The organism is Paenibacillus pinisoli (assembly GCF_003605435.1).
Classification (GTDB): Bacteria; Bacillota; Bacilli; order Paenibacillales; family Paenibacillaceae; genus Pristimantibacillus; species Pristimantibacillus pinisoli.
Window position 1 is genome coordinate 132822 of record NZ_QXQB01000002.1, and the last position, 14226, is coordinate 147047.

Here is a 14226-nt window from a genome sequence, read left to right on the forward strand (position 1 = left end):
CCCCTATCCATTTCATTTAGCCTAACGCCTCTTTTTTAATAATACACAAAAATGTTTCTCTTGCGCAACATTTATTTTTGGGGACAACTGTCTACACTTTCTCAGCACAAAAAAAGCTGTCCGCGATGAGATCGCAGACAGCTTCTTATTCCTTCTATTGCCGTGTTGCCACGTTATTGTCCCCATTCTGCCCATTAACGCCGACTGAGTTGTCATTCGCCTCGTTCTGGTTCTGCGCCGACAGCTTCGCCTTAAGAGCTTTGTTCGGCGTTCCAGTCAGGCCGATCTCCGCATCGTACGCATCGAAGATCTGTCTGGCGATTGGGGCCGCGCCATAGCCGCCGAAGCCGCCGTCCGGCACGACTACCGCAACGGCAAGCTTAGGCTTGTCCGCCGGGGCATATGCGATAAATACGGCATTATTCGCACGGCGCTTGGACACTTCTTGCTCGGACGTACCCGTCTTCCGGTTGAACTTATGCTCAAAGCCTTCAAAGCCCTGCACATCAACCTTGGACATTCCCGTCTCGATTTCCTTCCAGTACTTCTCCGGAATGTCGATCGTATTCAGAATCTCTGGCGTGTAGCCTTGGATCACATTGCCGTCGGCATCGCGAATCTCGTTCACGAATTGAGGCTTCACCCTCGCGCCGCGGTTCGCAAGCGTAGCAGCATACTGGGCAAGCTGAAGCGTCGTATAGCGGCCCTGCTGCCCGAAGGAAGCCTGGACAAGCGCAGACTGCGCACTCGCGCGCTCAGCCTCGCCGAAGTACTCGATGACGCCGGCCGACTCGCCGGGCAGCCCGCTGCCCGTCAAGACGCCAAGGCCAAATTGCTTCATATAGTCGTCCCAGATCTCGACGCTGGACTTGCCGTTGACCGGACCGCGCATATATAGCGCGTTGCCGACCATCGCCGCCATAAACGGGTTGGAGGATTTCTCAATCGCTTTCGCCCCGTCGATATAGCCGAACACCTTGCCTAGCGAGTTGCCGATCCGCACTTGGTGAGTGCCGGCACGGCCATAATAGAACGCGCCAGTATCATTGTAACGGGTCTCCGTCGTGAACAGGCCTTCATTAAGCCCCAGCAGCACCGTGAGCGGCTTCATTGTAGAGCCAAGCGGCACAATGGAGGACGGATGGCGGTTCCGCTCCTCGGTTGTCTTGTACGGCCCGTATACCGTGCGGATCGTGCCGTTAGACAGCACATAGCCGAAGTTCTCATAATCCTCCGGGCTGATGCGCCCGCCTGCCCAGATGTTCGGATCATAATCCGGCATGCTGGCCATGGCGACAACCTTGCCCGTATCGACTTCCATCGCTACCGCGAACCCAGTCTGAGCGTATTCCGCGCGTTCATACTTGTTCGGAGATGTGCGGATTTTCTCCAGATGGGTCATGATCGCTTCTTCCGTCCGCAGCTGGACGTCCTTGTTGATCGTCAAGTAAAGATCGGCGCCCTTCTCGGGATTCGTAATGCGCATCGGCCCGATAATATGCTCCTGGTTATTAATTGGATAAGTCTTCAGGCCGTTCTTCCCGCGAAGGACATCCTGATACATAAACTCCAATCCGTCGAGGCCAACCTCTTCCTCTTCCAGGTATTTGAGCGTCGGGTCGGTCTCATTCATCTTGTCCTTATAGAAATCGATATCCTGGCGCACGCCCTTGTACTTCTTCAGATACCCGACAAGCTGCACCGCAATGGAATTCTGATCGTAATTGCGAACGCTCTCCTCCATGATCTCAATGCCGGTGAAATCCGACATATTCTCCATAAAGTAAGCCACTTCTTCATTCGTTAGCCCCGACTTGATCCGTCTTGGCACGTACAGATAGTTGCGCTGGAAATTCAAATCCATCTGGCGGATAATATCGTCCACCGACATCTCCAGCTTAGGGTCGCCGAACTTCTGGAATACTTCCTCCAGCTTCTCGGCCGTCTCCTTGGCCGCCTCGTCATACTTCTTCGATCGCGTAGTTGGCTGAATGCTATAGTACAGCGACTGAGTCGAAGTAGAGTAAGCAATCGGATACCCGTTGGCATCATAAATATTGCCGCGAATCGGCGGAATCTGGTTTTTCCTAGTGCTCGTATCCACCCCAATCGCGCTTAGCTTCGGTCCTTCTACGAATTGCAGCACCGCCAGTCGGACGATGAGCAAGCTGAACAACGCAAATGTAATAAAGAAAAAAAAGTTCAAGCGGAATGTGAAATTCCGCCGGTTGTCAATTTCCCGCTTCTGGGAATCATCCTGCATGTTATCCACTCCCTACCCATGCAGGCGTGAGAAACCTGCAGGTTAACCGTTTTGCTTTGCCTGATCGATAAAGGTTTGGACAACACCGTCAATCGGGAAGGTAGCATATGGCGAGCCATGAACGGATACTTTCACTTCCGATGCTCCGACCTCGCCCTTCAGTTCGACGTTATTGGTTTTGACGGTATAGGTGCCATCCTCCTTGAGAACGTACTTTGCATCCTTGCCGTCCCCTACCATTGCATTAAGCGCTTCATCCTTCACATTGCCCATCACTTTCGAGCCGATATCCTTAACATCATCCATGACTTTCGTCCCGATATTCTTCACATCGTCCAGCGTATAACCGCTGTACAGCACAAGTCCGAGGACAAGCGCGGCAACGATGGCCCATTTCACCATTGTCTTCACAATCCGGATGACTAATAACAGCACAACCAGCGCAATGACCAGCACCACCCAGTTGTCTTTGAAAAACGTTGTCCATGTCTCCGTATCATACGATGTAAAATCCAAAAAACCCATTACGATCCCCTCCATTATATCTCGTACAAAACCCGATTACAAAATATTATAGCCTAGGAGAGTGGGGGCGTAAACGCTCTCTTCCAATACAGGCAGACATATCCTGTCCCATCTTTACGTACAAGTAGATAGAAGGGACCGAGCAAAGGAGATATATGCCCATGAAAACCGCTGTTTGGCTTTACTTGTTTTTGTTCGTCGCGTTCTTCGATCTGCACGCGCAATATCCGATTCTGACGCCGTTCGCCATCTCTATCGGCGCCGCGCCGTCCTTCATCGGATTGATGATGGGCATGTATTCGATCACCCATCTTCCAGGCAATCTTATTGCCGGATTCGGGGTAGACCGTTACGGCAGCCGCCTGTTCATCGTATTCAGCCTGCTTGCCGCAGGGGTGATTCTGCTCTTCCAGTCGAATGTGACGGACCCGTGGCATCTTCTGCTGCTTCGCTCCATCAGCGGCTTTGTGCTCGCTTTTCTGTCTCCTGCCTGCCTTGCGCTGCTCGCCCGGCTGACCGACGACCGGACCGAGCAAGGCAAGCTCATGGCTGGCAATGGACTTGTCCATACACTGGCCTCCGTCGTCTCGCCCGCAGCCGGCGCTTATCTGGTTGCGAAGATCGGGTTCTCCGTAGCCTTTACGATCTTAGGCTGGATTTTAGTCGTCACCGCCATATGCGCGCTTTTCTTCATCAAGGATATCAACCGGAAGCTGGACGTGAATAAATCGGCCGAGCATGGCGCGCAGCCTGCCGCACTGAAGAACAAGCAAGCGGAGCCGCTTCCGGCGTTGCCATGGCTTGTCTTCCTGCTGCCCGTCGGGCTCAGCTGCGCCCAAGGCATCCTCTCCTTCGAGCTGCCGCTTATGGCAAAGACGAAGGAGGCGATGATGACGACAGGCCTATTATTCTCCGTCATCAGCATCGGCGCCTTAATAACGCTCAGCATGATGTTTCTTAACCGATTTCCCGCGTTCTACCGTACGCTAATCGGGTCGGTATGCCTGGCACTGCTTTACTTTGGCCTTGCCGCCGATATGCCCCTGCCGCTGACGGTTATGCTGCTTGGGATCGGGATGGCGAAGGGCATCGTCTTGCCCGCTCTGTCTACGCTGCTCATCGAGCTGAGCGGTGGCGCTCGCTATGGCCGCACCTTCTCCATCCTGTCGATCGCTTTTTCCATAGGCGCTTTCCTCGGACCGATGCTGGCGGGACAGCTGCGCGGCCATGTATCGCCCTATTACATCGCCTTTCTAGGCCTCATGATTGGCCTTACCTTGCTGCCGTTCTACCGAATACGTACGATTGCGCCAAACACCCATTTTTCTTAATCTGGGTATATGCACAAGGCATTTGTCATCTCCGCTCATATGATACATTGTGTCAAGTGACTACCGCAGCGCGAGAGCGGCACGGTTAGAGCCTTGACGTCGAATGAATGAGAGGGGTGACTCCATGGGAGGCGTAGATCACAGAGGCTTTGGACACCACCACAACAACGTAGGCACAATTCTCGTATTGTTCATACTGCTCGTAATTATTGTGTGTGCAGGTTTTTGGTGGTAAACCATAGCATGGAAGCAGCGGCCCGCAAGTCGGGCCGTTTTGCTTTTTATTCCGGAGCTTGCGATGGTACACTATAGTGGAACAGGAGGTCTGGACATGGAATACGCCATCGTAGTGGAAGGAAAAAACGACCGGAGCAAGCTGAGGAGAGTATTAAAGGATGATGTAGGCATCTACTGCACATACGGCACGCCGGGAACGGATCAACTGGAGAAGCTGCGCAAGGAAATCGGAGAGCTTGCCGTCTATATTTTTACGGACAATGACTCGTCGGGCAAGCGTATCCGCGGAATGCTGCGAGATGTGTTCCCTGACGCAGAGCACATCTACACTCGCCGCGGCTATGCAGGCGTGGAGCATACTCCAGAAGAATATTTGATTCAGCAATTAGAAAAAGCGGGACTCGATGCGCATATTATGTATCCTGCGCCCGATCCCGCTTCCAGATGGGTAAAAGATGAATTCTAGAGCAGCTTGTTGATCTGCTGAACGATATATTCCGGTGTCAGTTCTTCGTCATTGCCGTTGATCCATTCGCGGATCTGGCCATTCTGGTCTACCAGCGTAATGACGTTGAAGTGCGCGAATGTATTTTCTTTCTCTACTTTGATGACGCCGACTTCGAAGTCGCGGGCAAGCTGAATGGTTGCATCCTCTTCTCCGCGAAGGAAATGCCAGCCTTCCATATCCGCCGAGGTGCGCTCCGCGAACTGTCTGATCGCCTCCGGCGTGTCCCGCTCCGGATCGAACGTAATCGAGATTAGCTCCACCTTATCGCCAAGCGTTCCCTGCGCCTTCAGCATGTCCTGAGCCTGGCCCAGCATAAAGGTCGTAGGCGGGCATACATCCGGACAGTTGGCAAAGTAGAAGTAGACGATGCGAACCTTGCCATTCGTCGATTCCAGCGAGACCGGCTTGCCGTCGATATCGTTCATCTCGAAAGCTGGGGCTGCCTGAAGCACCGGCAGGGGTTCCGCTTTCTTAGGTCCATACATAATCAATAAATAAATGCCCATTGCCGCACACAAGGCCAGCACGGCGATTTTGAAGCTGTGTTTGCGCAGAAAACTCATCGTTTTGTCCTCTCCCCCGTTGGTCCCCATATACCCGATCCTGCAGAGATTATGCAGAAGTTGTATTTGCAATCATGGCAATAAAGACGACCATCAAATAATTAACCGAAATTAAAAAGTTGACCTTTGCCCATTTGTCCGTGTCCTTGGCCTTCATGCCCTGCAGCGTATGAACTAGCCATACGAGGCTGAGCACGACGGATATGATGAGAAAATAAATGCCTGCATAGCCGTACCAATAGAGCAAAACAACGGATGGCAGCAGCAGCAGAACATAAGGAATCATCTGCAGCTTCGTCCGCTTCACGCCCTTCACGACAGGCAGCAGCGGGAAGCCGGCTTCCCGGTATTCCTCCACACGGCGGATCGCAAGCGACCAGAAGTGGGCCGGCTGCCACAGGAACAGCAGCGCGAACAGTATCCATGCGCCGGCATCAACCTCGCCGGTAACGGCACAGTAGCCGATAGCCGGAGGCATGGCGCCCGAGATGCCTCCGATGGAGGTACTCCATGTCGACGTCCGCTTCAGCCACATCGTATAAATCACAATGTAGACGAACCATCCCAGCAATCCCAGCCAACCCGTAATCGGGTTAACCATAAGAAATAGTACCGCAATGCCAGTTATACCAAGAATAAGGCCGTACGCCAGAACGGCAGACGGCTTCATTCTGCCCATCGGCAGTGTGCGGTTTCTAGTGCGTTCCATCTTCTGATCCAGTTCGCGGTCCCAGTAATTATTCACGACGGTAGCCGAAGCCATCGTCAGAGTGGAGCCAATCAGCATCCATATCATGAGCGCGATATCAATATCCCACTTCGAAGCTACCCAAAAACCGCCAAGCGCAGCGAACATATTCAATCGAAGGAGCCGCGGTTTTGTTAAAGCAATCAAGTCCTTCAGCACAAAGCTAGCCTCCCGAGTTATGCGACGAGACGCGCCGTGCGCGTCTATCTTTCATTAATGAACCGAATCTTATCATACCGAAAAAAGCGAGCGGTGACAACGTTCGCGCCCCTTGTTCATGAATTCGACACTCAAAATGTGACAATTCATTTGTATTTCAGCTGGAACCATTCTACTCGCCTATCCATACAATAACCATGTGGCAAACGCCTATCAGATTACGACGAATTTGAAGGGATGTGAGTCCGTTCCACTACGGCTGTAATCAAAGCAAACGCGGATCAGGCCAGAATGCCCGCAAGACTAATTGGCCCGAAGCCGAGGACGATGTCGGCTCGGCATGCTGATGGTCGGCGATGCCTGCGTCAATCGTTTCCGCGTCATATGCCTTGATTTCCAAAACATACGCTCCATCTCCGCAGGCGGCCTGTCAAAGCAGCGGCTTTGAGGCCATTACAAAGCGCTGCTTCTACATTCCGACTGCAGCCGACTGTCCTTCTGTTATTAGTGTTGTCGAGTTCTTCCATTCTTAACGATTGAAAGCGAGGATTAGCAGTATGTCAAATTACGGTTACAAGCAGCAAGTCAGCATGGCCAATGTTGGACCCAATATGGGCTACGGAGCTGCCGCATACGGATATGGAGCGGGATACGGTGGCGGCTATGCGCAGCCATACGCCCAGCAAGCGGCCGTCTCCAATTATACGGCTGCCAGCACAATGCCGCCGACTGTTCCCAGCGGCTCGTTCATCACGCCCAGCGGCGGCAATGTTGTAACAGTACCCGGCAATGAAGAATCATACGTCGAGAACATTTTGCGGCTGAACCGGGGCAAAATCGGCACCTTCTACATGACGTATGAGAATAACCGCGAATGGAATGCAAAAATATTCAAAGGCAGAATCGAAGCGGCTGGACGCGACCACATTATTATCAGCGACCCCAATACTGGCATGCGCTACCTTCTGCTGATGCTTAACCTGGATTATGTAACCTTCGACGAGCCGATCAAATATGAATACCCGTTCCAAGGCGGCACGATTACCGAAGTTTCCCCTGTCAGCGAATAACCCCTATTGCTTGCTGGATGCAACCGGCTTGAACGTCCAGACATGCAGCTTTGCCGGCCCCCCCGCAATCCAGCTTGAAAGCGCGAACCAAGGAGAACGTTCGCTCAAACGTTCCTCCTTGACGCGCAGGGCATGCTCCTCATCCCGGCAGCTCCAAACCTCCACGAACAACGACGGCTGGTCCGTTCCTTCATATACATGGACAAGCTCTGCCTCCTGCAAGCGAAGCTTGTCCACCTCCAATAAATAATCTTCCCTATAGTCCGGCTGGATCTTATATTCTGCAAAACAAATGTACATTTGGCGCGAGTCTCCTCTCGATTCAATTGATAAAGTTCCCCTGCTTCGCCGATACTACGCTTAACATTCACTTTAATCAGGGGGGCACAACTTATGGATACTGGAACGCATCTTGTCATGGGCATTGGACTCGCCGGCCTAGCCATGGTCGATCCCGTGGTAGCTGCCAGCCCGGCTGTGCATACCGCGGTGCTAGTCGGCACAATTGCCGGTTCCCAAGCACCGGATCTGGACAATTTGCTGCGGCTTAGAGGCAATGCCTGCTATATCCGCAATCATCGGGGAATGTCGCATTCGCTTCCCGCTGTGCTGCTCTGGACAATCGCCATTACCGGACTGCTTCAGCTCCTGTATAGAGGAAGCCTGCCATGGCTCCATGTAGGCGGCTGGGTACTCTTGGCGGTAGCCGTCCATGTCTTCACCGATCTGTTCAACGCTTACGGCACACAAGCGATGCGTCCGTTCAACGAGAAATGGATATCATGGAATATTATCCATATCTTCGATCCCGTCATCTTTACGGTACATCTCATAGCCATTTTACTGTGGGCCGCAGGTCTCGTAAATCCCGCCGTGCTGTTCCCGCTTATGTACCTGCTTCTCGTCGTCTATTATGTATGGCGAACCTTCACTGCCCGTCAAATTGTGCGCAAGCTGCCGAGTCTTGATCGCAATTACCACCCAAGCGATAGCTATATCGCCATTCCGACCATTTCGCAATCCATCTGGAACGTTGTCAAGCAATCGGAGGACGACACCTTCCATATCGGCAATTTGCGAGGCGGCCAGCTTAAGTGGCTGGACAAGACCCGGTGCTCAAGCCATCCGGCTGTGGATAAATCCAAAAACGATCCCGCCATTCGCTCCTTCCTGTATTTCACCAATTTCGCCTGCGCGGATGTGAAGGAACATAGCTGGGGATATGAGGTTCGCTGGGCAGATGTCCGATATCGCCATCGCAAGCAATATCCGTTCGTCGGCGTGCTGATGATGAACAAGCAATATGAAACGGTGGGATCATATGTAGGGTGGCTCAGCGATGAACGGTTGATGAAAAGGCTGCGAATGGATACGTATTGACATTGACGGAGCGGAGCCCCTTCCTGCACAATGGGAAGGGGCTTGTTTTTTTGTGCTTCGCTTCATAAATTAAAGAAGCCCAAGGTTCCCCTTGGACTTCGATGGTTGATGCATCAGTTGTGTATGAGAAGCGATTAGCGGATACCGCCAGACAGTTGTTGCTCAGCGATTTGAACCAGCTTCTTCGTGATGTATCCACCAAGCGAACCAGCGTCGCGTGTCGATACGTTGCCATAGTAGCCATCAGCTGGAATTTGTACACCCAGCTCTTGTGCTGCCTCAAGTTTCATTTGTTGCAGCGCTTGATTAGCTTGTGGGACAATGAGTTGGTTACTTCTGTTTCTGCTGCTCATAGGGATATCTCCTTTCGTCCTCTGCACGTTGTGTGTGTGTTGCAAGCTTGCAAGGTTATTATGTGCATCGCTTCGGAAACTATGCTAATCCGCAAAAAAATATTTTAGCCTTTTATGATAAAAGGTGATATATAAGGAGTTCATTCAAATGTCCAAACCGCTATCCTTGTTTTTTGCTTCCCTGTCCATCTTGTTCCTGAGCGCGACCGCCGTATCCATCGCCCATAGCGGCTGGCTTGTTCTGCTGTTCAGCTTGCTTTCTCTATTCAGCGTCGGGGCAGGATTCATCGTGAAGGCAAGACTTAGAAGAAAATCAGAGCAGTCAAGCCCATCCAGCCAAAAGGACTAACCCAGGTTGTCTTGTCTGCGCTTCATGCGCTATAGGAAGATTGCGGTCCAATCGTAACGGCAACCCTCTTCTGGCATACGCCGGATTGGACTGCTCTGCTGCGCCAAATAAAAAACAATGGCTCTACTCCGCAGCCATTGCTTATTCCTATTCGCGCTATGAGTTTTTGCCCTATGAGTATTCACGCAGCATATGCTGAGGCCTGTTCTGCGGAACATAGCGGTTGTTCCACGTAGCCATATTGTAGTTCGATTCGTACAAAATGCTTGCCGACCATGAGTTGGTGCTGGGACGAACCGAGAAATCATACAAAATCTCTCCGTGGGTCCAATCCTGTCTGAGCTTCAGCGCGTCAATCGCCATTTGCCGGAAGGCTTGTACCTGCGCGCTGGACAGTCCCTTCTCCGTTCCTTCAATTTTGCCGTTTCTCGTCTCGATCGGGTGATGCCGCAAGCCGAACTTCCCTACCGAGTTGTTGCGAATGTAAATCAATACCGTACCAGCCGCCGCATTCGTCAGCTCTCCCTCAAGCTGTCTAAATACAAAGTCTACCTGACGCGCCAAAGATACCGAGCTTGTTTCCATTTTCTCTGATCCTCCTCTTAAATCGACATAACGATGGTAAATCCGACAAAATTCCACTAAATCATACATCGAATTGCTTATAATGGTAGCACCGCCAATTCGAATTCTCACCGAAAAATTTATTAGTAATTTCCGAATTTAAGGTTGCGCTTACAGTCCTAATAAATTAAGTCTAAAGACCTTGAAAAGGCGTTCGACAATTATAGACCATTTTCATACTCGGTGTTATAATATGGGTATTCCATATAAAGGAGCGCTTACATAATGATTCAATGGTACTATTCTCAGTCGGTACGCAGTAAACTGTTGATTACCACTTATTTCAATCTAGTACTATTTGCCATTGTCACAGTCCTAATGACAGCGATCTTCGGAGGCAAGATTATTCCGGTGCTGATTGGGGTTGCCGTATTGGCGATTGCCGCGCTTCCCATTGTATCCTTTATTGAAAAATCGATTACGCAATCCTTCGAAGAAATTTCCGGGGCGGCTTATCGGATATCCAAGGGCGACTTCACCCAAAAGGTAGACACTTCCTCAAGCTCCGGTTCCGGCGAGCTCGGCCATTCCTTCAACAGCATGGTGGACAAGCTGCGGGACATCCTGACGGAGACATCCAGCATCATCAAGCATGTTGCAGATACAAGCCGCAGCATCTTCGAGAAGAACAACCAGATTCAGACGGCAATGGAGCAAGTAGCCGCGTCCGCGAACGAGCTTGCAACCGGCGCCAACGAAATCTCCGAGGATGTGACCGACATGAGCGCATCCATCAACGAGATCGAAGAGAAGGTAGCGGCATATGCCACATCGACCAAAGTGATGAACGAGCGCTCCGAGCAGACCATCACGCTGGTAGAGAAAGGCCGCAATGCGCTTGAGATTCAAGCGGAAGGCATGCAGCGCAACGTCGAGGCTACCGCGAAAGTCGGCGAGACGATCGAAGACCTCGCACGCAAGGCGCAAGGCATCTCAGCCATTACTACGACAATCTCCGATATTGCGGAGCAGACGAACCTGTTGTCCCTCAATGCGTCTATCGAGGCGGCGCGCGCAGGGGAGCATGGCAGAGGCTTTGCCGTAGTCGCTCAAGAGGTGCGCAAGCTGGCGGAGGAATCAACAACTTCCACCAAGCAGGTTTTCAATCTCGTGAAGAGCATAGACGAGGGCATTCAACAGGCGATTAACAATATGAAGGTGAACGAGGAAGTCGTTAATCTTCAGACGGAGCATATCCGTCAGTCGGAGCATGTATTCAAGGAGATTGAGGAGAGCATCAGCTTTATTACGAATCAGATTTATGCATTCTCCCAAGAAAGCGATGCAATGCTTGAGAGCGCTCAGAAGATCTCCGCAGCGATCCAGAACATCTCCGCGATTACACAGCAATCGGCTGCAGGCACGGAGCAAGTATCGGCTTCGATGAACGAGCAGATTTCCTCCGTCCAAGGCGTTGTACAGGAAACCGAACGGATGCTAACAATGGCGACTCAGCTGCAGCGCACCATTCAAGTATTTAAAATGAAATAATGAAGCTTCATCGGCTCGAACCGGATACGGTTCGAGTCTTTTTTTGTTAACTGGCGAAAGGCTTGAACCGTGCATGAACCTAATCATTGGCGGACAGGTTATATGTACAGCATCATGCAAACTAAGCCAGAGAACGGGATGAAGCGGGAATGCCAATACTGAATAAACTATTGCGAATAATTACCTCAATCACTGTAGCCGCAGGCATCTTGGCGGGAGCCGAAACTGCTGCTTCAGCTTCATCCATAAGCGCTGCCTGGATATTAGAGCCGGCCAAGCAAACACTTACCAATTCGCAGCCGAAACAAAAGCAGTCTTCATCACGTCAAAGAAGCAACAACCCTAATCGAAACAAGCCGAGAGCTAAAGCCAAAAAGGTCAATCGCTCAGGCAAGCGAAATATAAAGCGGGCTAATTATGCCGAGGGAATGTCATGGGTCCATATGCAAAAAAAATTCCCCGGAACCTTTGTGCTCAGCGGCTCACGGGACAAACGAAAAGTAGCTCTTACCTTTGATGATGCACCTGATCCGCGTGTGACACCTGTCATACTTAATACGCTCAGCAAGCACCGCATTCGGGCAACCTTCTTTATTGTCGGCGACCGTGCCGCCAAAAACCCGGAACTGGTGAAACGAATCATAAGAGAAGGTCATGTCATTGGCAACCATTCATACAACCACGCTGTATTGACCAAGCTGCCGCTGCCTCAATTCCAACAGCAGATTTGGAAAACTGACGGCATTATTAAACGAATTGCCGGCGTATCGCCAAGACTGGTAAGACCTCCGTATGGAGAGATGAAACCGCAACAGGTAGCATGGGGCAAGCAAAACGGATTTACAGTGGTGAATTGGGATGTGGATTCAGAGGATTGGAGGAATAATCCGAGCAGCTCACGCGTCATTGCGAATATCAAGAAGACGCTGCAACCTGGTTCAATCATCCTTCAGCATGCAGGAGGCGGGGACCGACAGAATCTGTCGGGGACGATCGACGCGCTGCCCGTGCTGATTGAGATGCTGCAAGGGAAAGGCTACGAAATCGTAACCTTGCCGGAGCTGCTCGGAAAAAAAGCTTATCGGTAGTTGTTATTTCAGAATGTAAGCTTCAACTTTCTGTATGCCGAACTTCATCGCCTGCTGAGTGGAACCCGGTACGAAGATATCGATGCGGTTGCCTTTGATCGAACCGCCCATATCCGATGCAGTAGCGATAATGCCTACACTCGGGAGACCGTCATATTGGTAGCCGGTAATAAACAATTTGGTTCCTAGCGGAATCATCTTCGGATCAACGGCAATCGTACCAACCTTCAGCCTGTTGCCGAAGTAATCGACGCCGCCCCATTTGCCATTCTCCGATGCCGCTGCCGTGTAGGCAGTAGCCGAGAAGGATAGCTGCTCCGTATAGGCGTAATCATAGCCGCCCGGACCTTGGACGTGACCGCCCTTGGCAAGCGGGACTGCTGCTGATGTGTCTGCCATCGCTTTCAATGACTCGGATGATTGCTCTTTGCCAGGGATATCAAGCTTCATGCCGACTTGCAAATTCATCGGGTCTACGGAAGCATTAGCGTCAAGCAGAGTTTGAAGAGGAACCTTATAATGTTGCGATAAGGTCCAGAATGTATCCTTGTTTGCTACCGTATGTGTGTTTGCCGATGCGTGCGCCGTACCGGCAGATATAGTAATCGATAATGCAATTGCTGCGCTTGCTAATAAGGCTTTCTTCAAAACGTAGTACCTCCACATGATTTTAGTTCAGGCCGAGAGCGTTCGGACGTGTGTCCGAATCCGCTCCCGAACCCGCGTTATTGTTCATTAGCCGATAAACATTTGAACCCACTTGCCATTGACATAACCTACGCCAATCTTCGTAAAGTTTTGATTTACGATGTTGGCACGGTGTCCAGGGCTGTTCATCCAATCATTCATGACTTGTGCTGCAGTCCGTTGTCCGGAAGCGATGTTCTCACCAGCGTACATGTACTTCACGCCGTAGGTACGCATCATATCGAATGGCGAGCCGTAAGTTGGAGATGTGTGGCTGAAGTAGTTGTTCACATCCATATCCCGTGCCTTCTCAGTAGCGACTTTATTCAGCAATGCGTCTGTCTGCAGAGCCGGAAGGCCCAGCTTCGCACGCTCTTGATTCACCAGCGCTACAACCTGCGATTGCAGAGTGCCAGTCTCAGGAGCCGGGGTCTGCGTTGGCGTTGGAGTCGGCTTCACCGTCGGTGTCGGTGTTGGCTTCACCGTTGGTGTTGGCGTTGGCTTCACCGTAGGCGTCGGCGTTGGCTTCGTCGTTGGTGTTGGCGTCGGCTTCACCGTAGGCGTTGGTGTTGGCTTTGTCGTCGGTGTCGGCGTTGGAGCGGAACCTCCGAAGGATGGCCACTTAATGACGATCCCGCCAATTTTGATGTTCAGCTTGTCCAAATCAATGCCGTATTTTTGAGCGATTGTATTTAAGGATTCATAATTGATGTAATGCGTTTGGACACTCAGGTTTACCGGCGATGCATGAGCGGCGTCCGCCTTCGGAGCTGCCCAACCTGTTCCGATCATCGTTGCCGCTAGAATGCTAGCCACGCCTATGCGTATCGGCTGCTTTTTCATTCTTTCA

Annotated in this window: 17 protein-coding genes; 7 read left to right on the forward strand and 10 right to left on the reverse strand. The window is 51.5% G+C overall.

Annotated features, from left to right (window positions below):
- Positions 1-154: 154 nt before the first annotated feature.
- The gene (locus D3P09_RS08095) at positions 155-2263 is read right to left on the reverse strand and encodes a peptidoglycan D,D-transpeptidase FtsI family protein (RefSeq protein ID WP_120108827.1); all 2109 of its coding nucleotides are present in this window, start codon (positions 2261-2263) and stop codon (positions 155-157) included.
- Positions 2264-2305: 42 nt separating this feature from the next.
- Positions 2306-2788, reverse strand: a complete 483-nt coding sequence (locus D3P09_RS08100) for a hypothetical protein (RefSeq protein ID WP_243643976.1) — start codon at positions 2786-2788, stop codon at positions 2306-2308.
- Between the two features lie 161 nt (positions 2789-2949).
- Here D3P09_RS08100 and D3P09_RS08105 point away from each other — a divergent pair, with 161 nt between their 5' ends.
- Both D3P09_RS08105 and D3P09_RS08115 read left to right on the forward strand, forming a co-directional pair.
- Complete coding sequence (locus D3P09_RS08105; RefSeq protein WP_120108829.1) at positions 2950-4119, forward strand: MFS transporter; 1170 nt, start codon at positions 2950-2952, stop codon at positions 4117-4119.
- Between the two features lie 331 nt (positions 4120-4450).
- Positions 4451-4822, forward strand: coding sequence for a toprim domain-containing protein (locus tag D3P09_RS08115; protein ID WP_120108833.1), 372 nt, complete (start codon positions 4451-4453; stop codon positions 4820-4822).
- Here D3P09_RS08115 and D3P09_RS08120 read toward each other — a convergent pair.
- The 3 genes from D3P09_RS08120 to D3P09_RS28295 all read right to left on the reverse strand — a co-directional run bounded on the left by D3P09_RS08120 (position 4819) and on the right by D3P09_RS28295 (position 6734).
- The gene (locus D3P09_RS08120) at positions 4819-5427 is read right to left on the reverse strand and encodes an SCO family protein (RefSeq protein WP_165867353.1); all 609 of its coding nucleotides are present in this window, start codon (positions 5425-5427) and stop codon (positions 4819-4821) included. The genes D3P09_RS08115 and D3P09_RS08120 overlap by 4 nt on opposite strands.
- 49 nt (positions 5428-5476) lie before the next feature.
- Positions 5477-6355, reverse strand: a complete 879-nt coding sequence (gene cyoE / locus D3P09_RS08125; protein WP_120108837.1) for a heme o synthase — start codon at positions 6353-6355, stop codon at positions 5477-5479.
- A 244-nt stretch (positions 6356-6599) separates the two neighbouring features.
- On the reverse strand, positions 6600-6734 hold the full coding sequence (locus D3P09_RS28295; protein WP_279387120.1) for a hypothetical protein: 135 nt from the start codon (positions 6732-6734) through the stop codon (positions 6600-6602).
- Positions 6735-6945: 211 nt separating this feature from the next.
- Here D3P09_RS28295 and gerQ point away from each other — a divergent pair, with 211 nt between their 5' ends.
- On the forward strand, positions 6946-7404 hold the full coding sequence (gene gerQ / locus D3P09_RS08130) for a spore coat protein GerQ (RefSeq protein WP_424452387.1): 459 nt from the start codon (positions 6946-6948) through the stop codon (positions 7402-7404).
- 3 nt (positions 7405-7407) lie between these two features.
- On the opposite strand, the gene D3P09_RS08135 is transcribed toward gerQ, so the two are convergent.
- Positions 7408-7704 carry a hypothetical protein gene (locus D3P09_RS08135; protein WP_120108841.1) on the reverse strand — a complete coding sequence of 99 codons (297 nt, stop codon included), beginning with the start codon at positions 7702-7704 and terminating at the stop codon, positions 7408-7410.
- Positions 7705-7797: 93 nt separating this feature from the next.
- On the opposite strand from D3P09_RS08135, the gene D3P09_RS08140 reads away from it, so the two are divergent.
- The gene (locus D3P09_RS08140; protein ID WP_120108843.1) at positions 7798-8784 is read left to right on the forward strand and encodes a metal-dependent hydrolase; all 987 of its coding nucleotides are present in this window, start codon (positions 7798-7800) and stop codon (positions 8782-8784) included.
- Positions 8785-8918: 134 nt separating this feature from the next.
- Here the strand turns inward: D3P09_RS08140 and D3P09_RS08145 are convergent, their stop codons facing one another.
- Positions 8919-9137, reverse strand: coding sequence for an alpha/beta-type small acid-soluble spore protein (locus tag D3P09_RS08145; protein WP_119800655.1), 219 nt, complete (start codon positions 9135-9137; stop codon positions 8919-8921).
- A 148-nt stretch (positions 9138-9285) separates the two neighbouring features.
- Between D3P09_RS08145 and D3P09_RS08150 the strand changes: the two genes are divergently transcribed.
- Positions 9286-9486 carry a DUF5325 family protein gene (locus D3P09_RS08150; RefSeq protein WP_120108845.1) on the forward strand — a complete coding sequence of 67 codons (201 nt, stop codon included), beginning with the start codon at positions 9286-9288 and terminating at the stop codon, positions 9484-9486.
- A 171-nt stretch (positions 9487-9657) separates the two neighbouring features.
- Here the strand turns inward: D3P09_RS08150 and D3P09_RS08155 are convergent, their stop codons facing one another.
- The gene (locus D3P09_RS08155; RefSeq protein WP_120108847.1) at positions 9658-10071 is read right to left on the reverse strand and encodes an O-methyltransferase; all 414 of its coding nucleotides are present in this window, start codon (positions 10069-10071) and stop codon (positions 9658-9660) included.
- Positions 10072-10338: 267 nt separating this feature from the next.
- Here D3P09_RS08155 and D3P09_RS08160 point away from each other — a divergent pair, with 267 nt between their 5' ends.
- Positions 10339-11601: a methyl-accepting chemotaxis protein gene (locus tag D3P09_RS08160; RefSeq protein ID WP_424452389.1), complete on the forward strand. Its 1263-nt coding sequence runs from the start codon at positions 10339-10341 to the stop codon at positions 11599-11601.
- Positions 11602-12044: 443 nt separating this feature from the next.
- Positions 12045-12689 (forward strand): polysaccharide deacetylase family protein, encoded by a 645-nt coding sequence (locus D3P09_RS08165; RefSeq protein WP_243643979.1) that lies wholly within the window; start codon positions 12045-12047, stop codon positions 12687-12689.
- A 3-nt stretch (positions 12690-12692) separates the two neighbouring features.
- On the opposite strand, the gene D3P09_RS08170 is transcribed toward D3P09_RS08165, so the two are convergent.
- Complete coding sequence (locus D3P09_RS08170) at positions 12693-13337, reverse strand: 3D domain-containing protein (RefSeq protein ID WP_243643981.1); 645 nt, start codon at positions 13335-13337, stop codon at positions 12693-12695.
- Between the two features lie 87 nt (positions 13338-13424).
- A complete protein-coding gene (locus tag D3P09_RS08175; RefSeq protein ID WP_120108853.1) occupies positions 13425-14219 on the reverse strand; it encodes a CAP domain-containing protein in 795 nt (264 codons plus the stop codon).
- Positions 14220-14226: the final 7 nt, after the last annotated feature.